The 21,004-nt window shown below is 51.5% G+C and carries 21 protein-coding genes and 1 tRNA gene; 15 read left to right on the top strand and 7 right to left on the bottom strand.

The window, feature by feature from the left end:
- The first annotated feature begins 33 nt into the window (after window positions 1-33).
- From AAC022_RS13075 to AAC022_RS13065, 3 genes are all read left to right on the top strand, one after another.
- Window positions 34-615: an isochorismatase family protein gene (locus AAC022_RS13075; protein ID WP_339731555.1), complete on the top strand. Its 582-nt coding sequence runs from the start codon at window positions 34-36 to the stop codon at window positions 613-615.
- A gap of 88 nt (window positions 616-703) precedes the next feature.
- Complete coding sequence (locus AAC022_RS13070) at window positions 704-1,903, top strand: alanine--glyoxylate aminotransferase family protein (protein WP_339731553.1); 1,200 nt, start codon at window positions 704-706, stop codon at window positions 1,901-1,903.
- 259 nt (window positions 1,904-2,162) lie between these two features.
- Window positions 2,163-2,236 (top strand) — tRNA-Asp (locus tag AAC022_RS13065).
- A gap of 50 nt (window positions 2,237-2,286) precedes the next feature.
- Here the strand turns inward: AAC022_RS13065 and AAC022_RS13060 are convergent.
- Together AAC022_RS13060 and AAC022_RS13055 are read right to left on the bottom strand one after the other, a co-directional pair.
- Window positions 2,287-2,868, bottom strand: coding sequence for a hypothetical protein (locus AAC022_RS13060; protein WP_339731551.1), 582 nt, complete (start codon window positions 2,866-2,868; stop codon window positions 2,287-2,289).
- Window positions 2,861-3,091, bottom strand: coding sequence for a hypothetical protein (locus AAC022_RS13055; protein ID WP_339731550.1), 231 nt, complete (start codon window positions 3,089-3,091; stop codon window positions 2,861-2,863). Before AAC022_RS13055 ends, AAC022_RS13060 begins: the two co-directional genes overlap by 8 nt.
- A gap of 261 nt (window positions 3,092-3,352) precedes the next feature.
- Here AAC022_RS13055 and AAC022_RS13050 point away from each other — a divergent pair, with 261 nt between their 5' ends.
- The 10 genes from AAC022_RS13050 to AAC022_RS13005 all read left to right on the top strand — a co-directional run bounded on the left by AAC022_RS13050 (window position 3,353) and on the right by AAC022_RS13005 (window position 13,017).
- Window positions 3,353-3,994, top strand: coding sequence for a hypothetical protein (locus tag AAC022_RS13050; protein WP_339731548.1), 642 nt, complete (start codon window positions 3,353-3,355; stop codon window positions 3,992-3,994).
- A gap of 54 nt (window positions 3,995-4,048) precedes the next feature.
- Window positions 4,049-4,732 carry a hypothetical protein gene (locus AAC022_RS13045; protein WP_339731546.1) on the top strand — a complete coding sequence of 228 codons (684 nt, stop codon included), beginning with the start codon at window positions 4,049-4,051 and terminating at the stop codon, window positions 4,730-4,732.
- A 212-nt stretch (window positions 4,733-4,944) separates the two neighbouring features.
- Entirely contained in the window at window positions 4,945-5,457 is a 513-nt protein-coding gene (locus AAC022_RS13040) for a hypothetical protein (protein ID WP_339731545.1), read from the top strand.
- Between the two features lie 203 nt (window positions 5,458-5,660).
- Entirely contained in the window at window positions 5,661-6,533 is an 873-nt protein-coding gene (locus AAC022_RS13035; RefSeq protein ID WP_339731544.1) for an Ig-like domain-containing protein, read from the top strand.
- 174 nt (window positions 6,534-6,707) lie between these two features.
- Window positions 6,708-8,612 (top strand): pyruvate kinase, encoded by a 1,905-nt coding sequence (locus AAC022_RS13030; protein WP_339731542.1) that lies wholly within the window; start codon window positions 6,708-6,710, stop codon window positions 8,610-8,612.
- Between the two features lie 173 nt (window positions 8,613-8,785).
- On the top strand, window positions 8,786-9,442 hold the full coding sequence (locus AAC022_RS13025; protein ID WP_339731540.1) for a class I SAM-dependent methyltransferase: 657 nt from the start codon (window positions 8,786-8,788) through the stop codon (window positions 9,440-9,442).
- 226 nt (window positions 9,443-9,668) lie between these two features.
- Window positions 9,669-10,424 (top strand): LamG domain-containing protein, encoded by a 756-nt coding sequence (locus AAC022_RS13020; protein WP_339731538.1) that lies wholly within the window; start codon window positions 9,669-9,671, stop codon window positions 10,422-10,424.
- A 159-nt stretch (window positions 10,425-10,583) separates the two neighbouring features.
- On the top strand, window positions 10,584-11,459 hold the full coding sequence (locus AAC022_RS13015) for a HEAT repeat domain-containing protein (protein WP_339731536.1): 876 nt from the start codon (window positions 10,584-10,586) through the stop codon (window positions 11,457-11,459).
- Window positions 11,460-11,551: 92 nt separating this feature from the next.
- On the top strand, window positions 11,552-11,998 hold the full coding sequence (locus AAC022_RS13010; RefSeq protein ID WP_339731535.1) for a hypothetical protein: 447 nt from the start codon (window positions 11,552-11,554) through the stop codon (window positions 11,996-11,998).
- A gap of 188 nt (window positions 11,999-12,186) precedes the next feature.
- Window positions 12,187-13,017: an oxidoreductase gene (locus tag AAC022_RS13005; protein WP_339731534.1), complete on the top strand. Its 831-nt coding sequence runs from the start codon at window positions 12,187-12,189 to the stop codon at window positions 13,015-13,017.
- 178 nt (window positions 13,018-13,195) lie between these two features.
- Here the strand turns inward: AAC022_RS13005 and AAC022_RS13000 are convergent, their stop codons facing one another.
- The 3 genes from AAC022_RS13000 to AAC022_RS12990 all read right to left on the bottom strand — a co-directional run bounded on the left by AAC022_RS13000 (window position 13,196) and on the right by AAC022_RS12990 (window position 16,123).
- A complete protein-coding gene (locus AAC022_RS13000) occupies window positions 13,196-13,402 on the bottom strand; it encodes a hypothetical protein (RefSeq protein WP_339731533.1) in 207 nt (68 codons plus the stop codon).
- 48 nt (window positions 13,403-13,450) lie between these two features.
- The gene (locus AAC022_RS12995) at window positions 13,451-14,803 is read right to left on the bottom strand and encodes an NAD(P)/FAD-dependent oxidoreductase (RefSeq protein ID WP_339731531.1); all 1,353 of its coding nucleotides are present in this window, start codon (window positions 14,801-14,803) and stop codon (window positions 13,451-13,453) included.
- Window positions 14,804-14,875: 72 nt separating this feature from the next.
- Window positions 14,876-16,123, bottom strand: a complete 1,248-nt coding sequence (locus tag AAC022_RS12990) for a hypothetical protein (RefSeq protein WP_339731530.1) — start codon at window positions 16,121-16,123, stop codon at window positions 14,876-14,878.
- 338 nt (window positions 16,124-16,461) lie between these two features.
- On the opposite strand from AAC022_RS12990, the gene AAC022_RS12985 reads away from it, so the two are divergent.
- Complete coding sequence (locus tag AAC022_RS12985) at window positions 16,462-17,937, top strand: sulfatase-like hydrolase/transferase (RefSeq protein WP_339731529.1); 1,476 nt, start codon at window positions 16,462-16,464, stop codon at window positions 17,935-17,937.
- Window positions 17,938-17,950: 13 nt separating this feature from the next.
- Here the strand turns inward: AAC022_RS12985 and AAC022_RS12980 are convergent, their stop codons facing one another.
- Both AAC022_RS12980 and AAC022_RS12975 read right to left on the bottom strand, forming a co-directional pair.
- On the bottom strand, window positions 17,951-18,619 hold the full coding sequence (locus AAC022_RS12980) for an RraA family protein (protein ID WP_339731528.1): 669 nt from the start codon (window positions 18,617-18,619) through the stop codon (window positions 17,951-17,953).
- 17 nt (window positions 18,620-18,636) lie between these two features.
- Complete coding sequence (locus AAC022_RS12975) at window positions 18,637-19,383, bottom strand: IclR family transcriptional regulator (RefSeq protein WP_339731527.1); 747 nt, start codon at window positions 19,381-19,383, stop codon at window positions 18,637-18,639.
- A 145-nt stretch (window positions 19,384-19,528) separates the two neighbouring features.
- Here AAC022_RS12975 and AAC022_RS12970 point away from each other — a divergent pair, with 145 nt between their 5' ends.
- Window positions 19,529-21,001, top strand: coding sequence for a M81 family metallopeptidase (locus AAC022_RS12970; RefSeq protein WP_339731526.1), 1,473 nt, complete (start codon window positions 19,529-19,531; stop codon window positions 20,999-21,001).
- The last annotated feature ends 3 nt before the right edge of the window (window positions 21,002-21,004 follow it).

Here is a 21,004-nt window from a genome sequence, read left to right as displayed (position 1 = left end):
CGCTCTTTTCTGTTTTGCCAGTCAGGTCAACACATGTCAGAGTCTGTTCCTTCGTTTCCTCGCAGTATCGATCTGCTCTCACATCAGGAATGCCAGCTTGTCGTCATAGATGTGCAGGAAAAGCTGGTCCCCGTGATTCCAGTTGCTAAAAAACTGGTCCACCGCATTCAACAACTAGTCCAGGCAGCCACCCTGTTTCAAATTCCACTGAGTTGCACAGAACAATACCCCAAAGGACTGGGACCCACGATTCCTGAACTGGTCCCCCTGCTGCCGCCCCCTGGTGAAAAGCTGCGATTTAGCGCGGCGGAATGTTTGGGCTGGGGCAGCGTATCCAACACTGTCGACAGCCGCACGAAAATTGTGCTGACGGGAATTGAAGCGCATATCTGTGTACAACAAACCGCTCTGGATTTGTTAGCCGCCGGTTATCGCGTTATCATTCCCATAGACGCGATTGCCAGCCGAAATCAACTGGATTGGAACTTCGCCATCAAACGCATGGAAAATTCGGGAGCCAGCATCACGACTACCGAAGCCATTTTATTCGAATGGTGTGAAGTCGCTGGAACCGAGGAATTTAAACAGATCAGTCGCCTGGTGACTGGAAAATAAACGCCGAAAAATAAACACCGACTTGAAATATCGTTTGCAAGAAATCAAATCCCTTCTAAGCACTTTCAAATCATAAAGAGCAAAAGCCATGATCACAGAACACCATCTTCACAGCCCGATTCAACCTCCACGTCGCACTCTGATGGGCCCTGGTCCCAGCGATGTCTCTCCCAGCGTTCTTTCAGCGATGGCCTCACCCACGGTAGGCCACCTCGATCCTTATTTCCTGCAAATTATGGACGAAGTTCAGGATATGCTCAGAACGATCTTCCATACCACAAACGAACTCACGCTGGCCGTCAGTGGTACCGGCAGTGCGGGAATGGAAGCCTGCGTGGTCAACCTGCTCGAACCGGGTGACAAAATTGTTGTTTGTACAAACGGCGTGTTTGGTGCTCGGATGGCGGATGTCGCAAGTCGGATTGGCGCAGAAGTGGTTCAGATTGAACGCCCTTTCGGCGAAGTCTTTTCTGCTGAAGAAGTGGCGGAAATCGTCAAAAAGGAAAAACCGAAAGTGGTCGGCATCGTGCATGCAGAGACCTCAACGGGAGCCGCCCAATCACTGAAAGAAATTTCCGAAGTCGTCCACGAAGCGGACGCGTTATTCCTCGTCGATTGCGTGACCTCACTCGGCGGAATGCCCGTCAAAATTGATGAATGGAATATCGACGCCGCTTACAGTGGCACGCAGAAGTGCCTCAGCTGTCCTCCTGGTCTGGCCCCCGTCACTTTCAGTTCCCGCGCGGTCGCAGCCATGGATGCCCGCAAGACAAAGGTTTCGAGCTGGTACCTGGATATGTCAATGGTCCGTTCCTACTGGGGTGGCTCGCGGGCCTATCATCATACTGCACCAATTAACATGAACTACGGCCTGCATCAGGCACTGCGACTGGTGCTCGACGAAGGCCTGGAAAACCGATTTTCTCGTCATTACTCCAACCATTGTGCTCTGAAAGCAGGCCTGCAGGCGATGGGCATTCAGTTTGCAGTCGCAGACGACCATCAGCTTCCGATGCTCAACGCCGTCAAGATTCCCGACGGGATTGATGATGCCACCATTCGCAGCCAGCTGTTGAACTGGTTTGGCATCGAAATTGGCGGGGGACTCGGCCCCATGAAAGGCAAGACCTGGCGAATTGGCCTGATGGGGGAAAGCAGCCATAGTTCGCATGTGCTGCTGTTTCTGGCGGCTCTCGATCAGTGTCTGTTGCATGCCGGCCATCAACTGACCCCCGGTGCCGGCGTAGCTGCTGCAAATGATTTTTACCGCACAACGATTACAGCCTAACCCGGGACGGCTGCCAAGTTTCGTATTTTTAACTGAAACCGGCGGTTATATTTAATGAGTTCCGGCGAGAATTCCGATTCCTAAGATACGATTCTCATATGACTTGCCGACTGTCGCAGGTCGCGTTATATTGGGGTTATTACTCAAGGGAGGCATCCCAAGAGGTTCAGTGAGAGTATTTTCGAACATTCTCACGAATTTTGTGTCGCATGAGTGGCATTCATGAAAATCTTTGCCTATCATTTCCGACCACCTGTAAGGGGCCGTAGCTCAATTGGTTAGAGTACCGGACTGTCGATCCGGGGGTTGCGGGTTCAAGTCCCGTCGGCCTCGCTTATCACGCTCGTTGTCAGAAATGACAGCGAGCGTTTTTTTGTGCGCCGTTAATCACGCTCTTTATTCAAACGATCGCTTACAAGCTTGAATTCGTCTGAAACCCCGAGTTTTTTAGCCCACTTATCAAGATAAGACTGGTCAATATTCTTTTCTTGTACCAAAAGAATACTGGCGCAATCCCGCAAGTGTTTATCTGAACCACCATTCTGGTAAAATAATAACTTCTTCAGAATCACATTTTCCGGAGAAGCAAACATCGCGTCATAGAATCCCTCGCTTTTGACTCGTCTTCCCTGGCTGATGTCTAATCGACTGAATTCTGTATCGATCGTTAAAATCAAATCCGCTTTGAAACCGGAAGGCAGATGCAGGATATTAAACTGTTTTCGAGCTGACACCGCTTCTCGGGCTGCATCAGCAGAGATATAGAAATCAGGTGGTGGAAATTCCTGACAAAGTGCATTGATCTTGACTAGCGGCAGATCAACCAGAATATCGACGTCGTTGGTAAATCGAGGTTCGCCATAGATCATGCTCGCCATAGAACCCACGATGCGATAAGAGACAGACTCTCTTTCCAGAAAATCAACCACTGCCTGCATCAGTTCATACGGCTTCAGATCACTCATAGCCGTGCCTGACTTCTCGATGGCAGATCCGCCGCGCCACTTCGTGATTGAGTGTTTCCTCATTCCATTCCGGGTGTTCTTGTGCAATCGCCCCCCGGAGCATCACTCGGGCCGTCTCCCACATGTCGGCCGCGATTTGAAGGCGTTCCTGAGGTGTCTGTTTCCGCAGAACATCTACCAGTGCCTGATCAATCACTTCTACCACCGGGGGTCGGATACTCATGTTACGAACTCTTGAAAATCATTGAAATCGAGAGAATTGGCTTAGAATCAATACTCTATCGTAGCCCGGTTCCGAGGTATGTTCAAGAATTAAAATAAATCATCATTCAGTCTAAGGGGAACTTCCATCCCTATGTTTGTGAATAAATATTTCTTGACGCCTGATACACGATCAGATAGCGTGAATGGAATGAGGGTGGACTGACCTTTCATTTCAGACTCATTTCCGCTTTCTGTGCTCTGTGAAACAAGGAACATGATCGTGAATTTAAACCGCTTCCTCGCTTTGTTTTTTGTTCTCTGCTTTTCGTCGTCTGTCGCGCCTCTTCTGGCAGAAAATTCCGCTAAGAAAGAGAGCCCCCCGGTTTCACCGGTGGAATCCCGGCTGATTGTGAAGCAAGCGAAATATGTTCTGCCGAAGTCGCGCTACGGAAAAGCATTTCGCAAACGGATCGAAGCCGAAACCGACGACGACAAACTGCCAGCGGCACCGAAAGTGGATCTGGTTCTGGAGCTGAAGAACATCAGCAAAGAGGACGTGATGATCTTTCCGCGCGGGGCCCTTATTTATCCAGACTTAACCGTGAAGGGGCAGGGGGTCGTGCAGCCTGAAAATCTGCGAACCGCTTCAGGAGAGTCTTCAAGCAGCAGCATTCAGCCGACGATTCAACCGGGTAAGACGTATCGTCTCTCAATCAACTCACTCAACCCGAACGGCGGCACTCCCTGGTTTTTCTGGTGCGAGCCGGGAGAATACACGATTACCGCTACATACACGGTTTACACGGGTCTGCCTCCTTTTCCGCTTCCTGACAACACAAAACCCAAAGGCAAACCAAAGAAATTTAACGTGACAACGCCGCCAGTCAAAGTGAAAGTGGTATTGGAAGATAATGCAGAATGATGTTGAATTCATCTCAAGTTCATTCAATGCTGCTGGCTGATTCAAGGTGGTAACGTGATAGCCGAAGACCAAACTCTGATCGTTCAACAACGGCCGCTCCTCAGTTTTCGTGTTCGCTTACTCTTAGGAGCGGGCTTCCTGCTGCTGGCGTTATTCGTTGTTGTCCTCTTGAGTCTTCCACCAAAGCTCAAGGCAGGGCAGGTGATCGACCAGTATGGCGTTTATCGATTTCCTACGGGGGGCCAACGAGTCGAAATCAAAAAAACAGCGGCCAATAACGTGCAAATCATCTTCCATCGGCGGTTTGTGGAATTCTCGCTTTTCTCAATCCCGATTTACTCAAGGTTAGCTGCAGACCAGCCTATCTCTTTTGAAGCGGAACGGGACTGGTTCGTCTCCGTCGACCGCTATCAGCGACTTTGGATCTTTCACGGACGCTGGGATCAAGAGTGGGGCGCACTACGTCCTATGCCTTCAGGTGGAACAGTTCCCTATCCAGCTGCTGTTCTCATGCAGGGCTCCTGGTTTTTGCCTAAAGGCAAATTAGCGACTGGCGGCAACGTTGTGAGTATGACAGGCGAATGGGCGGGCGTTCCTTCCACTTTTTTTGAGCGGATACCGGACAAGGACCAGGGAGTCTCCACCTGGGGAGGTATCCCGCCGATTCCGGTGTCACCTCCCCCATTCACAAAAAAACAGCAAACCATGATTGAACTGAAACTTGGAATTGCCAGATAAGCATTCCTGCTTCGAAAAAGACATTTCATTAGTATGAAGTGATTACGAATAAAACACTGCTACTATGAACTTCCCGCCTTATCATCCGTGAATATTTTGGGAATCTAGTTAATAAGACCCCTCAATTGCATACGCTCCTGTCACGTATTGAAGATGTGTTTGAAATTGTGGGCCGAGGTTGTAGTATCTGCCCTGGGGTTCGAAGCGGTTCGATGATTCGTGTCACAGTCGGAAATCCATTGGAGCTGAAACAGCCTGATGGAACGGTCCTCAACACTCATGTGCGTAGTATCGAAATGATCTTGGGGGCAGCACCAGAACGGGCCTGCATGCCGCTCCTGCTGGGGGAAGATCTCACGAAAGCAGATTTACCAGCAGGCAGCGAACTTTGGTTTGAAGCGCACACGAACGAAATGATCCAGTATCATTTCCCCGCCAGCACTCTTTCCACTCTCACGTCGCAGTTATTCACACCGGACGGCTCTGGCCATCTTCGATTCGGCAACTCTGCGGTGACCTTTCTCCCGGCATCAATTGACAACCTGACTGCCGGCGCACTTGAGTTTAAAGACGAATTGACGACTTACCTGCTTACAATGACTCCCGCAAACGATCGCGTCACACTCTCCGTTGGTTTACTCGGCTTGAAACACGATCCGGTTGTACTTCCCCAGATTGACGCATCACTGCATCAAGCCGGGATCACATTTACCAGAGACGCCTGAATCAAGAGCGCGCTGGAGTTGTTCAAAGTTTGATTTATTGGCGCTGCAATTGTACCTGTGAAGGCCTGTCATCATTTTTGCTCAATAAATAGTTGTAATACTTGTCAGACATAGTACAGTAAACATACGTTTCAGAGCATCGTGTAAAACAGATCGAGACAGACTTCAAGCGTTCGTTCAACAAGTTAAAAGGATGCCTCCTCATGTTAAGAATCCATAAAACCCACTTGCTGATCCTGAGTTTTCTGATCCTGGCTTCCCCCGTCTATTCCGCTGCCGCCGAAAATATTCCCTGGTCGCCCGATCAAGCCACGGGCGCGCCCAATTCACCGAAAGTCGGAGATCAGAAGACCGCCTGGGCTTCGCTGGCTCAGGACAAGGGCGCGGAATGGATCAAGCTGGAGTACAAGACACCCGTTGAAGTGCACGCGGTTCGCATTTATGAAAACTTTAACCCCGGCGCGATCAGTAAAGTCACGGGGTTCGACAAAGAGGGAACGGAAGTTCTGGTTTGGGAGGGGAAAGAGCCTCTTAAGAAAGCGCCGAATATTTTTGAAGTGCAGTCAGATTCCAAACTGGTCTCACAATCGATCAAAGTCTATCTCGACACCACACGCGTTAAAGGCTGGAACGAAATCGACGCTGTCCAGCTGGTTGGCAGCGACGACAGCAAACAATGGGCCACGAAGGCTTCGGCCAGCAGTACCTACGCCACCAGAAATGCAAAACGGGAGATCACTTGGGAAACGCTGCCGCCTTCGGTGATTAAGACGTTTCCACAGGCCGGCAGCACTGACGTCGATCCCGCGCTCAAGGAAATTTCGGTCACTTTCAGCAAAGACATGCTCACAGAACGCATGTGGGCTGTCGTCCAGATCTCGAAAGAAATGTTTCCCAAAACAAGAAAAGGGATTCACTATCTGAAAGATAAACGCACCTGTGTGATTCCCGTTGATCTTGAGCCGGGTAAAACCTACGTGTTGTGGTTCAATCGCGGCCGCTATAACAGTTTTCGTGATACCGAGAATAATCCCGCCGTCCCCTATCAGCTGGTGTTCAAGACAAAATTAAAATGAATCTTGATGAAATGCTCGTTAAGAACAACACTGGTTCGCGTCTCGCCGTTGACAGAAAACTTCAGTCTGATACGATTTTTTGTATCTCGCAGCATATGAAACCATCGTGATTTCACGTGTGGCACAATTCCGTATTATCAAAAGTTCGGCCTCCGGAGAGGAAGCCTGTTTACTGTGGAACACAGCGTCACCAATTCAAGCCCCACCTGCGAGGATTATGAGCTAGTCCTCCGGGAACTCGCCACCCTCCGTGCGGAGATGGTCATCGAAGCAGATCGGTCCCGGTCCCTGCTGGATCAGATTCACCCCTGCAATCAGGAGAGTGCCCGTAATCTCCTGCATTACCTCGCTCTGCGACATCACGACCTGCGACCATTACAACTGCGGCTGGCTGCGCTCGGCTTGTCCTCGCTCGGGCGCGCAGAGTCGCACGTCATGGCGACCGTCGATGCGGTCTTGGATGTGTTGCACCGCCTGGCGGGGCACTCTGCAGAACCAGCCTTATCGGAATCCGGGTCAATTGATTTTGCGACCGGGGAACGCCTGCTGGTTGAACACACCGAAACATTACTCGGGCCCGCGTCTCCCGGACGCTGGGTACGAATTATGGTCACCATGCCGAGTGAGGCGGCCGATGATTACCGACTCGTGCACGACCTGCTGCAACAAGGCATGGAATGTATGCGGATCAATTGCGCCCATGACGATGCGGCAACCTGGACGCGCATGATTGAAAATTTAAGGCGGGCGGAGCGGTCACTGGGAAAAACGTGTCGGGTCATTATGGATCTCGGGGGACCCAAGCTGCGCACCGGACCTCTGGAGCCGGGACCAGCGGTAATTAAGATTCGCCCGCACCGCGATGTCTATGGACGGGTGACTGCACCCGCACGCGTCTGGTTATTTGCCGCTACAAAGCCCCAACCATCGCCTTCACCCTCTAATGCCTGCCTGCCTGTTTCCGAGTCCTGGCTGTCCCGGCTTCAGCAAGGCGAAGAAATCCAACTCACCGATGCACGCGGATCCAGTCGCACCTTGACCATTGTTGATCTCACTGACGAGGGCTGCTGGGCAGAGGCGAACCAAACCACATACGTCATTTCCGGCACCGTCCTGAAACACGAACACGGTGTCGCGAAGACGAAGCACCGCGAGGCTGCGGTCGATGAAATACCGGCGACTGAAAACTATCTCACGTTGTATCAGGGCGATCAGCTCATTGTAACCCGGAACCTGGAATTGGGTCGCCCTGCCACCCACGACAGTGCGGGACAGGTACTCACTCCCTCACAGATTGGCTGCACGATTCCCGACGTGTTTAACGATGTTCGCGCAGGGCAGTCGATCTGGTTCGATGATGGAAAGATCGGCGGCGTCATTGAAAAGGTAGAAAGTACGCGCATTCTCGTTCGGATCACACAGACGCGATTAAGTGGCGCAAAGTTACGATCTGACAAAGGCATCAATCTACCCGAGAGTAATCTGAGTTTGAATGCGTTGACCGACAAAGACCTCGAAGACCTGATCTTTGTCGCGCAGCACGCCGACGTCGTCGAGATGTCGTTCGCCAATCGTGCGGAAGATGTCGAAATGCTTCAGCAGCATCTGAAGCGCCTGGGGGGTCACGAACCCGCAATCGTCTTAAAAATTGAGACGCGACGCGGCTTCGAGAATCTGCCGGATATGTTACTCACCGCCATGCGATCCCCCTGCTGCGGCGTGATGATTGCCCGCGGCGATCTGGCCGTCGAAAGCGGCTTTGAACGTCTGGCGGAAGTTCAGGAAGAGATCCTCTGGATTTGTGAAGCCGCCCACGTCCCCGTTATTTGGGCCACGCAAGTCCTGGAGACACTGGCCAAGGAAGGAATGCCATCCCGTGCCGAAATCACGGATGCGGCGATGGGACACCGGGCCGAGTGTGTCATGCTCAACAAAGGTCCGCACGTGCTCCACGCCGTGCAGACCCTGGACGATATCTTGCGGCGGATGCAGTCTCACCAGACCAAGAAACGCGCCATGCTCCGCGAATTACGGCTGGCAACACACACGCCATCAGCCAAAGTGGATCCCAATACCTGATCCAACGATCTGACAGGCTGTTGCTGGTTTCTCTCCTATTTCGTATTCCGCTTGCTGAAACTTGACTGGAACACGGAAGATTAAAGGGAAGATCCACTACGCCTCATTCCAACCAGCCGATAGAATAGTGCAGTATTGCAAACGATCATTCACCACCTGACAAGAGAACTCCCGTGAATCAAGGACTCGATGCTCGAAACTGTCCCTTATGTCAGACTGTGGACGGGAATGCGTTTTATCAAGACCGTCGCGCATATTTTCGTTGTCCGACTTGTCAGCTGGTATTTGTGCTGCCAGATCAGTTTTTGTCTCCGGAAGAGGAAAAATCGCAATACGATCATCACGAAAATTCGGCAGACGATCCGGGCTATCGTCGTTTTCTGGGACGCCTGTTCGATCCGTTGTCACAAAGTTTATCTCCCAACAGCCGCGGACTCGATTTTGGATCAGGACCGGGGCCGACACTTTCGGTCATGTTTGAAGAGGCGGGGCATGCCATGGCAATTTATGATCCGTTCTATGCGCCCGATACCAGTCCGTTACAACAACAGTACGACTTTATAACGACCACCGAAGTCGTAGAACATCTGCATCATCCTCGCCGGGAGCTGGACAAGCTCTGGTCTTGTCTCAGACCCAATGGTTTGCTGGGCATCATGACGAAACGGGTAACCGATCTGAAAGCCTTTTCGAACTGGCATTACAAAAACGATCCCACACACGTCTGCTTCTATTCGATTGAGACTTTTCAATGGCTGGCGGAATATTGGCGAGCCACATTAACCGTTCCCGAAAACGACGTCGTGATCTTCAGGAAAGCCCAGGCCTAATGCATTCTGATGGATCGTCTTAGCAACTTGCGCCACCAGCGGAACTACGAATGTTCGATTCTCGTTGTTGACAGACCACCCTATTGCGACATGATCATATGTCCCTGTTTTTTTTTGGAGCATTGATACACACGCGTCTCTATCGTGTGATTTGAAAAAACCAGGTTGGGTAAAATCCCCTCATTCAAAGCAATGTAAATCAAGAAATCCATCTGGAGAAGTTACCATGTATTTTCGTCCCGCGTTGTTATTCGTGTGCACTTTAATGCTGATTCTGTTTGCAGACTCGTCAGCAAGATCTGAAGACCAGCCGCAGCAAGCGGACGCACCTAAGAAATTCAGTCTGGAATTCACCGGCAAATCTCAGGTGATCATCCCGAAACTGCGTTACGACGGCGTAGAGCCTATCACACTTGAGGCCTGGGTGAAGCCTTACGCACACGATGCCGACAATATTCGTGCGTCTGTGGTTGCCAATCTGCAGTTGGCTGGAGTGGGTATTCACTACTCGGGAGAACGCTGGATGGCGCACTTCAACGAAGGCCGCGCTTCGAATGCCGGTTATGTGTCGACTGCTTCGAACGCAGAAGCAGATATCGATCAACCAGTTCATGTTGCTGCGGTTTATGATGGCCTGTCTTTCAAATTGTTTGTGAATGGCAAGCAGCAGGACTACGTTGGCCAAACAACACTGCCGCACGTTCCCTCGCCTTATGACTTCATGGTCGGTGCCGATCCCAACGGCAAAGGCAAGCCCCATCAGTTTTTTAAAGGTGTGATTGACGAAGTTCGCATTTCGAAAGTAGCCCGCTATACGAAAGATTTCAAACCTGCTAAACGGTTTAAACCAGATAAAGAAACGCTGGTACTTTATCACTTCGATGAAGGGACTGGCAAAATTGCTCATGATGCATCGGGCAATAAACATCATGGCGCGATTCAGGGAGCAAACTGGGTCAAACAAATTACGGATGAGAAATAACGCAACGCATGAGATTCGTTTTCAACTGTCCTAAAAAGTTCGTTCTCTAAATAAATTGACTCATTATCAAAGGTTGTGAATGAATTTCGGAAACAAAACGGCTGCAGCTGTCGTCTCTAAAACAATACGAACTCGTTTCTCAATTAAGGACATCTCCTCATGCGGCAGTTATTCTTGATTTCAATGAGCACTCTGCTGACTTTAGCCAGTATCCCCTCTTTCGCGTGGGCGTTAGGCATAGAGGATTTCGGCAACAAACCGTTACATGCGGAGAATTTTCGGGACTGGCCGGGCATTATGCCGGTGGTCAATCATCAAAGCCGCGTTTACCACCGCTGGATCAATGGCAACGAACACTGTTTCTATCGCGGGGATGCCGAAGCACTCAACGACGCGCTACAGAAGTTCGCGGCCACGGAAGAAAAAGTGCACGAAGTGGTCTTACGACCGGGGCCGGCTACAGTCAGTTCGTTCAACGCATCGCAAACCATGGACTATAACTGGAGTCTGCATCTGGTCGGCGGGATTGCGCGAGCTATGTCACAAAAAGATCAGGGGGCCCAAATCTGGAGCAAGTACCCGATCTTGACGGTTTATGTGGCCGGTACGATAGAGCTGGACAAAATCAAGATCCCCAAGGACGTCACTCTGCTTCAACTGGCCGACCTGGAACAACGTTATACCAAGGGACTGACGAGTACCGACATTACGGTGCGCGGCTGGAGCGCAGGGCAACTGGCGAGGCTGGATCCTTATAGCAAACCCAGCATGGAAACGATTGCGAAATTATTATCGAGTAAAGAAAAGTGGGTCCGCCGAAATGCCGTGGGGGCACTGGCGACCTTCGGCAAACAGGCCGCGCCGACACTGCCCGCATTGCGTGACGCACTCAAGACCGATGACAAACAGTTGAAAACGCAAATTGAAAATACGATACAGACTATCGAACAGGCACCTGATAGATCCGCAGAGAAAAAACAACACCAGGAAACCCTCGGGAAGATCAGTCAGTTTTGTAAGTCGCTAAAAAAGTGAGACGGGCTTCGTACTTTTGTCATTGATCATAAATCATGAGCGACGCAAGAATCAAACAGAACAAACCTTCCCCGTTCACAAGGAACCTTCTCATGTCTGCACGAAAACGGGCCTTGTCGTCACTGACATTTTTCGGTCTTCTGCTATCGGTGACTGTCGCCTGGGCAATTGGATTTGAAATTGGTCAGTCGAAAGAAGAACTGGAACTCAAATATGAGATCTCCGTAGTGGATCATGGCACCGGCCGGGTAACCGTCAATCTGGTCATCGCCGACGAGGGAAAGTTGAAGCCACTCGATTCCGTCGATTTAGTGATTTCCTCCGAAGACGGGACCACCCGTCCGGATCTTTCGGTTTCCCTGGCGACCAGAAAGGAAGATGGAAAATTGCGCGTGCGAGCGCATATGAAAAAGGAACTGGCTGAACGGGCACAGCTTCAACTCAAGACCGGGACCAATCCTCGAACTGGAAAACCGGCACTGTTGGCCTGGTTTTATTATCCGATCTCTGTGGCGGAATTGATTAAGAAACAGAAGTAGAAACCAATCGAAGAAACAGCCGCATTGCTTCTCGTTCCTCTTTGAGATTGATCTTCTCTCCACCAGCATTCTCATGATTTAAAATCTCCTGTTGACAGCCTGCATCAGCTTAGTAGGATTCGGATTCCTGCATCGCGGAAACAACGTCTTTACCTTCCAGCACTCGATATCATTCCAGGGATCGGTTCATGAGTACTCAACCAGAAAAGAAGCAATGTGTCTTAGTCACCGGCGCCTCGGCCGGATTTGGCAAGCTGGTCGCGGAAAAACTGCTGGCGAAAGGTTACACCGTGTACGCGGCGGCCCGGCGTGTGGAGAAGATGCGAGACATCGAAGCGAAAGGTGCCCACATCCTGCAGATGGATGTCACGGATACCGAGTCAGTCAAAGCAGGCGTCGACCAGATCATTACCGAACAGGGACGAATTGATGTGCTGTTCAACAACGCCGGCTATGGTTCGTACGGCACGATCGAATGTGTGCCGCTTGAGGAAATTCAGTATCAATACGATGTGAACGTCTTCGGACTGGCACGGCTGGTTCAAGCGGTACTGCCTCAGATGCGGAAGCAGCGTAGCGGCCGCATCATCAATACGGCGTCGGTCGTGGGGCATGTCTCGACCGCAGTCCTAGGCTGGTATGCTTCGACGAAATTTGCAGTCGAAGGTTTTTCGGACGCGCTGCGGATGGAAGTCAAACAGTTTGGTATCGATGTCGTGCTGATCGAGCCGGGAGCCGTCAAAACCGAATTCGACGAAGTCGCCTTTGCCAAACTGGACAGTCTGGATCATGCAGAAGATTACCAGCCGCTGGTCGCCGCCTTTCGAAAATTCACCAGCAAGCTGTACTCCAAGAGCCCCGGTCCCGAAAGCACAGCGAACGCGGTGGTCAAAGCCATTGAAGCTAAACACCCAAAAACCCGCTACGCCACCACGATGGACTCCAAATTCCTGCCCCGCGTGAAACGGCTCTTTTCAGATAAACTGTTTGATAAAATCGTGCTTAGTCAGATGAAGTAGTGTTTCTTGAAAAGAAAGAAGCCTTGAATATCAGACGGGGATTGATCGCTGAATGCGTTGCTCCATGCTTGTGGTGGCTATAACACCCTTTTTTTTATGGTATTTCAATGAGATCGATGAAATAGACAGCGGCAGACAGACTCATAAGCTTGAAATGTTCTGAATTTTGTGCAGGGAACTAATTTCGAAACATAGCATTTGCCAGTAAGCCAAATGCAAAAGCAGAGGCCAATAGAAACAGGCCTCCACCGGTGAAGCTATTCGACCCCACTGAGACACCAGCACCGAAAATCCCGGCAAAGCCAGTCAGAATCGAACAAACATAAACCAGCCCCGCTTCTGCAGAGCCTCTCTGTTTTTCTGCTTTGTGATCATCTTCGCTCATAACAGGGCTCCTTAAGTGTATTTCTTGAATTCCAGTATATGGGTGGTTTCACTTTTCATCTGTTTTATTATGTTTCCGCTTACCCGGTTTCAATTCGGGCTGCTGGTGTTCGGAGTAGAGTTGTTTGATGTGGACTTCGGGGTCGCCTGTAATCAGGCGGGAGCGTCTTGTTTTCCAGATGTAGTTCCAGCACCAGTCGAGCATGACTTTGAAACGGTTGCGGAAGCCAACCAGGAACATCACGTGTAATACGTTCCAGGAAATCCAGCCCAGAATGCCGCCGTAATGGATCTTGCCGATTGCGGCGATCGCGTTGCCGCGGCCGATCATCGCCATCGAACCTTTATCGTGATAGCTGAACTGGGGGCGTTCTTGCGGCGCGTTGCCGGCGACTTCGGCTTTGATGATTTCCGCGACGAAACGGCCGGTTTGAATGGCGCCCTGTGCGAGGCCGGGAACCGGGGTTCCTGTTGTGGCATCGGTCGCGTGGGCGGCGTCTCCCACGACGAAGACTTCCGGATGATTGGGAATCGAGAGATCAGGGCCGACGACGATCCGGCTGCCTCGATCCACTTCCGTGTCTAATGTTTTGGCGAGTTCCTGACCCTGTACGCCGGCCGCCCAGAAGACATTTTCGGCCTGAATCGTCTCATCGCCGATTACGACCCCTTCGGCGGTCACATCCGTCACATGCACATTCAGATGAATTTCGACCCCCATCTTTTCGAGCACCTGTTGTGCCCGCACACCAAGATCCTCGGGCATGGGGCCTACGAGTCGCTTTCCGCCATCCACTAAGATGACCCGTGCCATACCGCTATGGATATTGCGAAATTCCCGGGGTAGTGTTTCCGTGGCGACTTCTTTGACGGCTCCTGCCAGTTCGACGCCGGTCGGACCGCCGCCGACGATGACGAACGTGAGTTTATTGCGACGGGCCTCTTCGTCGGCTTCCCACTCTGCTTCTTCAAATGCCAGGAACAAGCGTCTGCGGATTTCGAGCGCGTCATCGAGTGACTTCAAGCCGGGAGCATGCGCCCGAAATTCGTCATGGCCGAAATACGACTGCTGTGCGCCGGACGCGATCACCAGATAGTCATAGTCTAATTCGCCGCCGTCAAATTGCACCAGTTTTTTGTCGAAATCGATGGCAGTGACTTCGCCCAGCGCGACATGCACGTTTTTCTGCTTCCACAGGATCTTGCGAATTGGAGCAGCGATATTCGCCGGATCGAGCTCTCCCGTCGCAACCTGATACAATAGCGGCTGGAACAGGTGATAATTGTGTTTGTCAACCAGATCGATCTCGACAGGGGCGTCCTTCAAGGACTTGGCGACATTGATGCCGGCAAAGCCCCCTCCGATGATGACAATCCTTGGCAAATTCGAAGAACGACGCATAGTTTGCAAATCCCTGGTTTGAGTACGGAAGCGCTGTTTACTTTGAATGTCGGTTCGAACGGGAATCCGCCTTTAATCAAAGACGTGGCCATGTTCGTAGCGTTCGTCTATACCAGCCGCTGCGGTGAGTGCGGCGACATTGGATTTTGTGAAGAAACCTTCGTAGCCGTGACAACGCTCCACGTATTCCGTAATTAAAATGGAGTAAGCGGAGTGTTTCGAGAAGATCTGTTTCAGATTCGGCTCATCCAGGCATTCGCCGACCACATTCGCCAGGAAGGGGATGCCTTTCTCTTTCAGCGTATTCACCACATAATCGACATTCTTTTCGCCAGCCCGGTGATTGCCGTCAATGACTTCATAAGCGATGTGATGCAGACGGCGACCATAGTTGCGGACGAAGTCTTCTGTCGGCATGGGCAGATTATCAAAGGAATTTACGAAGGAAGGTGTATTGTTAGCGGTAAACACTTTCGCGGGCGATTTTTTATCGTCATCGACATAACCGTTGCGGGTTACATTCGTCGAAGAATTCATGGCGGCGATATTATAAGCACCCCAGAAATAGTGATTGGACATCGTCAAAAACTCGAGAATGGCATCTTCGCGTTCGCCGGCCAGAATGCGGGTCGCCAGGTGATCGACTCCCAGAACCAGCGAATTGAGTTTTTCTGCTTCGGCAAACTGCACGACTTGATTCAGTGAATCCGCAACCGACGTATCCAGTTCGAATCGGGTTCCCAAATTCAGGGCGTCGAAATCATCGATCTCGACCTGCGTGTAACCGACGCGATTGCAAGTAAAGTCTGAAGGGAAGGTAAACGCGAAATGGGATTCCGTAAAGAACGGGTTTTTGGTTTCGTGATGGTAATTGAAGCGAATGTTATGCGACTCGAGCGTTTTTTGTGTTTCAGCGACATCTTTAGTGCTGAAAATCTCGCCAATATAGCGTGCGTTCGGCTTCTGGCTGGAGAGCGGATACAGCCGATTATACATCGTGATTTCATCTGCATAATCTTTTGCCAGCGGTTCCAGAATAAACAGCCGTGGGTATTCGGGCTGTGAAGTGAGAACATACACATTATGTGTGGTATTCTTGAAGGCGGCTGTGAATCGATAGGGGCCCATCAGATAGAGTTCGTGCAGGTAAGGCAGGGCGTCTCCCTGTTCGACCTGGATTACGATTCCGCGCATGGTTTCCAGTAGATCATCAATCCCGCTGCTCTGGCGACGTTCGCAAATTTTCACCCGGTATTCGTTAAAAAAATCGGAATTCTTTTTGTCGCCACCCGGTTGATATTCTACTGGATTGATACTCACTGAAAACTCCTTTTAACTTAGTATGCCTGGTTATGTCTGATTCGAATCGTATGAAAGGAAATACAGACGGGCCTGAATCTCCGTCAGGCCGCCTCTCTATGCTTATCTTACTGCATGCTTATGTTACTGCATCGATGAATATTTGTAATGTTGGTTCCATTTCCTTTTCCTATTTTTCGTGGACCAATTTCCAATCCAAAACTTAACAAAACAGGCTTCCTTCTGGAAAAGCAGAAATGGTTGACGCAAATTCTGAATGACTTACCGCGCCTTGCGGGTTATGCTGGACATACTGTATCAATTCAGGGCTTTGATGTGTAGAGGGGATTGGAAGACGAATGAAAGGCATTTCAGACTCGCAAAAATTGAACTGGCTGTCTGTGTTGACCGTGATCTGGTGCCTGCTGTCAAGCGATGCTGGTTTTCCGACTTCGCTTGCTGGGGCAGAATCCGTACTAACGCCGAATATCGTGCTGATCATCTCAGACGATCAGACCTTCCGCGATTTCGGATTCATGGGCAACAAAGAAATTCAGACGCCGCATATCGACCGGCTGGCTCAGCAGTCGGCCCGTTATGTGAATGGCTATCTGCCGACGAGTGTCTGCAGCCCTTCGCTGGCGACTCTGCTGACGGGCCTGTATCCGCATCAGAGCGGAATTCACTATAATCATCCGCCGCCGGGTAATAGTGCGTTTAATAAAATGACGTCTCGGAAAGAGTACGAAACCAGTCGTGGTAACGCGTTTCGCCTGATTCAGAACGTGGAGACACTGCCCCGCATTCTGGCGGCTCACGGTTATCGCTGTCTGCAAACGGGCAAATTCTGGGAAGGCCATTATCGCAATGCTGGTTTTACGGAAGGCATGACAGTCTTCAAACCGGTACCGGGACAGACCTTTGGTGGGAACCGCAAGTTGGCGAACGGAGAACTCGCCGCGCATGGAAACGGAGACTGGGGACTCAAAATCGGCCGCGAAACGATGCAGCCGATTTATAAATTCGTGCGCGACTGCGAACAAAAGTCCACACCCTGGTTGGTCTGGTACGCGCCGTATCTGCCGCACCAGCCGCATGATTCACCGAAAAAGTATTTCAACTTGTACCGTAATAACCCGCGCGTTTCCAAAGAGGAAATTGCCTACTACGCGAGTTGTTCCCAGTTCGATGAGACCGTTGGCGCGCTGATTCAGTTTGTCGAGCGGGAATCCGACGCCAGGAACACGCTATTCTTATTCGTGATCGATAACGGCTGGACGCCGGGAACGAAGCCGATGAAATATCGCGAGAATTTCCATCACACCAAAGCCAGTAAACGTTCGCCGTTTGAAGACGGGCTGCGTTCGCCAATATTGATTCGCTGGGACGGCGTAACGAAACCAGCAACACACACCGCACTCGTCAGCAGTATCGATGTTGTGCCGACGTTGCTGCAGGCAGCCGGGCAGGGGGCCGCAGCACAGAAGCTACCGGGCGTGAATCTAATGCCGTCCGCGAAAGGCGAAACAAAGTTACCCACGGATCGCGCCGTGTATGGTGCCATCTATCCGGGAGATGCCAGTTCGCTGGGGCATCCAGAGCGGGATGTGGCGCATCGCTGGATTCGCAAAGGGAACCTCAAGCTGATTACCGTACATAATACAAACGCGCAAGGGAAAACGTGGAATAATTATACGCACGGCGATGTCTTGTTTGATCTATCGCAAGATCCGGGTGAGACGCAGAACCTCATCAACAACGCCGACACTGCCGCATCTCTGGCAGAAATGAGAAGACTACTGGACACGTGGTGGAATCCCGCAACCGCTGATTAAACAGCGTCTCTCTTTAAAGAATGCCATACTTCGCAAAGGCTTCCGTGGCTGACATGCCTGCTTTGATACTGTCGCGGAACGTGTTTTCTTCGTGCACTTTTTTCCAGGCGAGCTGAATGACTTCGGCTTCCACTTCCTGGGGGACGACGGCGATGCCATCGACGTCTGCAAATACGAGATCGCCGGGAGAGAAGAGGACGCCGCCGATTTCCACGGGCACATCGATGTCGATAATCCGCTGGCGATCTTTACTATCATAGGGTGAGGTTCCCACGGCCCAGACCGGGAAGGGCATGGCCCGCATCTGCCGGACATCGCGAACGGCACCATCGATGATCGCGCCCGTACAACCACGGTGTTTGACAACCGTTGAAAGCAATTCCCCCCAGATGCCCGAACGCATCGAACCACTGGCGGCGGCGATGAAGACTTCGTCGGCGTTGATCGAATCGACGGCTTTCAGCTCCAGTTCATAAGGGCTGGGATCACTGTGGTACATATCGGCCCAGAGACTGGTTTTACAGCGTCCCACGACGACTTCCTCGACCGTCATCGGCAATAATTCTTTGCGCGGCGACTGATTCGTCAGGCCGATGGAATCCAGCGCATCACAGATGATGGCGGAATGCAGGAATTGACGCATCAGCTCCAGGGTGATTGTTTCCGGTTGCGATTCATTCATGGTTTGCTCGTATTCTGCTAAATTTGGCTTGAAATTTGTTTGGCTGTTTTGACCACTGCTTTGATAAATCGTGGTAACGCTTTTGCATCCGCGCGAGCCGTTGGCACACTCAGGCTGATGGCCGCGATGATTTCTCCGTCCTCAGAAACAGGGGCTCCAATGCAGGTGACGCCGACATCGTTCTGATCCTGTTCGACCGCGTAGCCATCTTTCTGGGCACGCTGATGGATTTTACAGAGCTGTTTCTTATCGATCACAGTTTCTGTCGTTCGCGCAATGAGTCGAGTACGAGCGATGAGTGAGTCCCATGCTTCATCACGCAACTCTGCTGTGATCGCACGACCCAGAGAGGTTGAATAAAACGGATCGGTGCTATTCGATTCTACAATGCGTCGTAAGGGATGCGTGCTCTCGATCACGCGTAAATAACGGACGCTGGTTCCGCGCAGAACGCCGAGATTGACGGTTTCCCCTGTCTCTTGATGCAGGGCACGCAACGCAGGATCGGCGATTTCTGTCAGCCGGTCTTCCATCTTTCCCAAAGCCAGACGTCGCAACTTCGGCGTAATCTGATAGACCCCTTTTTCGACGCGGCTCACGTATCCCAGTTCGACCAGCTCTCCGAGAATGCGATGCACGGTGGGCTTATGCAGGCCCAGTTCCTGAACGATTTCCAGCAATGTTTGCGCACCGTCCGAGGTTGCCAGCACTTCAAGTACGTGCAGAGCTTTGCCGAGAGATGTTGCTTCCGTCGTCAAGGGCATTCCGAATTTGATCCGCTGGAAAGAGTGAAAAATGAGATGCAGGCCGCTGCTTGCAACCTTCCAGACGTTTCATTATAGTGAATACACCGTTCCATCATAAGATATACAACTGAAGTTTTCCACGTTTTTTATTGAGGGGCCTGTGATGCGTGTCGGAATAATCGCACTGCAACACGAATCCAATACGTTCATCCAATCGGCAACGACGCTATCCGATTTCGAATATGACGTGCTGGCGACCGGTGATGAGATTTATCCGATCTTTAAAACCTCGGCGCATGAAATTGGTGGGTTCTTCGCCGGCCTGGCAGAAACGGAGCTCGAAGCGGTTCCGATTTTCGTCGCTCGTGCGCTGCCGGGGGGGACGATCACTGCGGAGACCGTGGAGACGCTGATCCAGAACATGCTGCACGAACTACAGCAGGCGGGGCCGCTGGACGGATTACTCGTCGCGCCACATGGTGCAGGTGTCAGCGAAAACGAGCGGGACCTGGACGGTTATTGGCTGACACTGGTTCGTGAGCAGGTAGGACCTGAACTGCCCATCGTTTGTACGCTGGATGCACATGCGAATGTTTCTCAAACGATGATTGATGCCTGTGTTGCGACGATTGTGTATCGGACCAACCCGCACATCGATCAGAAGGACCGGGGCATTGAAGCGGCTCGACTCATGCAGCGGATTCTGAACGGGGACGTCAAACCAACACAAGCCGCCTGCTTTGTGCCGGTGGCGATTAATATTGAACGGCAACATACATCTTCTGAGCCGTGCGCATCGTTATATCGACAAGCGGATCAGATGCTGGATGAGTCGGGCGTGCTGTCGAACAGCGTGATTCTAGGATTCCCTTACGCCGATGTGGAGGAGATGGGGTCCGGGTTTATTGTGGTGACGGATAACGACCCGAGTCGTGCGCAAGAGTTAGCGAATCAATTGGGAGAATCCCTGATCGTACGACGCGAGGAATTTGTGGCGCACCTGGTCGGCATTGAAGTGGCCCTTGACCAAGCGGAAGTACTGGAAGGCCCGATCTGTTTTCTGGATATGGGGGACAATATCGGCGGCGGTTCTCCCGCGGATGGCACGACCATTTTACACGCGATTCAACAACGTCAGGGGCCGAAGAGCTTTGCCTGCCTGTATGATCCCGAGGCAGCGCAAACGGCGATTGCAGCCGGAGTAGGAGCAACGTTATCCGGACTGGCGATGGGGGGAAAAACGGACAACCAGCATGGGGCACCACTGATTACTGATGTTACTGTCGTCAGTCTGCATGATGGTCATTTCACCGAATCGCAGGTACGTCATGGCGGCAAAACAGAATATCAGATGGGTCCGACGGCGGTGGTGCAAACCGATTTCGGATTGACGATCATGCTCAACAGTCATCGCACGCCTCCCTTCAGTCTGGGACAATTAACGTCTTGCGGAATTAAACCCGCCGATTATCATATTCTGGTCGCGAAAGGAGTGCAGGCACCGCTGGCGGCTTATAAACCGGTCTGCCCGAATTTGATCCGTGTGAATACGCCGGGCGTCACTTCAGCCGACATGAAACAGTTTAAATATCAGTATCGCAGACGACCTCTGTTTCCCTTTGAATCCATCGACTAATTC

Origin of the sequence: uncultured Gimesia sp. (genome assembly GCF_963976445.1) — a bacterium.
Taxonomy (GTDB): Bacteria; Planctomycetota; Planctomycetia; order Planctomycetales; family Planctomycetaceae; genus Gimesia.
Note: the sequence above shows the minus strand (reverse complement) of the source record. Positions and strands in the feature narration are given on the sequence as shown.

Bases quoted from the DNA above. Each gene is read 5' to 3' on its own strand.
- AAC022_RS13075 (WP_339731555.1), top strand. From the start codon at position 34: ATGTCAGAGTCTGTTCCTTCGTTTCCTCGCAGTATCGATCTGCTCTCA.
- AAC022_RS13070 (WP_339731553.1), top strand. From the start codon at position 704: ATGATCACAGAACACCATCTTCACAGCCCGATTCAACCTCCACGTCGC.
- AAC022_RS13060 (WP_339731551.1), bottom strand. From the start codon at position 2,868: ATGAGTGATCTGAAGCCGTATGAACTGATGCAGGCAGTGGTTGATTTT.
- AAC022_RS13055 (WP_339731550.1), bottom strand. From the start codon at position 3,091: ATGAGTATCCGACCCCCGGTGGTAGAAGTGATTGATCAGGCACTGGTA.
- AAC022_RS13040 (WP_339731545.1), top strand. From the start codon at position 4,945: ATGATTCGTGTCACAGTCGGAAATCCATTGGAGCTGAAACAGCCTGAT.
- AAC022_RS13035 (WP_339731544.1), top strand. From the start codon at position 5,661: ATGTTAAGAATCCATAAAACCCACTTGCTGATCCTGAGTTTTCTGATC.
- AAC022_RS13020 (WP_339731538.1), top strand. From the start codon at position 9,669: ATGTATTTTCGTCCCGCGTTGTTATTCGTGTGCACTTTAATGCTGATT.
- AAC022_RS13015 (WP_339731536.1), top strand. From the start codon at position 10,584: ATGCGGCAGTTATTCTTGATTTCAATGAGCACTCTGCTGACTTTAGCC.
- AAC022_RS13010 (WP_339731535.1), top strand. From the start codon at position 11,552: ATGTCTGCACGAAAACGGGCCTTGTCGTCACTGACATTTTTCGGTCTT.
- AAC022_RS13005 (WP_339731534.1), top strand. From the start codon at position 12,187: ATGAGTACTCAACCAGAAAAGAAGCAATGTGTCTTAGTCACCGGCGCC.
- AAC022_RS13000 (WP_339731533.1), bottom strand. From the start codon at position 13,402: ATGAGCGAAGATGATCACAAAGCAGAAAAACAGAGAGGCTCTGCAGAA.
- AAC022_RS12995 (WP_339731531.1), bottom strand. From the start codon at position 14,803: ATGCGTCGTTCTTCGAATTTGCCAAGGATTGTCATCATCGGAGGGGGC.
- AAC022_RS12985 (WP_339731529.1), top strand. From the start codon at position 16,462: ATGAAAGGCATTTCAGACTCGCAAAAATTGAACTGGCTGTCTGTGTTG.
- AAC022_RS12980 (WP_339731528.1), bottom strand. From the start codon at position 18,619: ATGAATGAATCGCAACCGGAAACAATCACCCTGGAGCTGATGCGTCAA.
- AAC022_RS12975 (WP_339731527.1), bottom strand. From the start codon at position 19,383: ATGCCCTTGACGACGGAAGCAACATCTCTCGGCAAAGCTCTGCACGTA.
- AAC022_RS12970 (WP_339731526.1), top strand. From the start codon at position 19,529: ATGCGTGTCGGAATAATCGCACTGCAACACGAATCCAATACGTTCATC.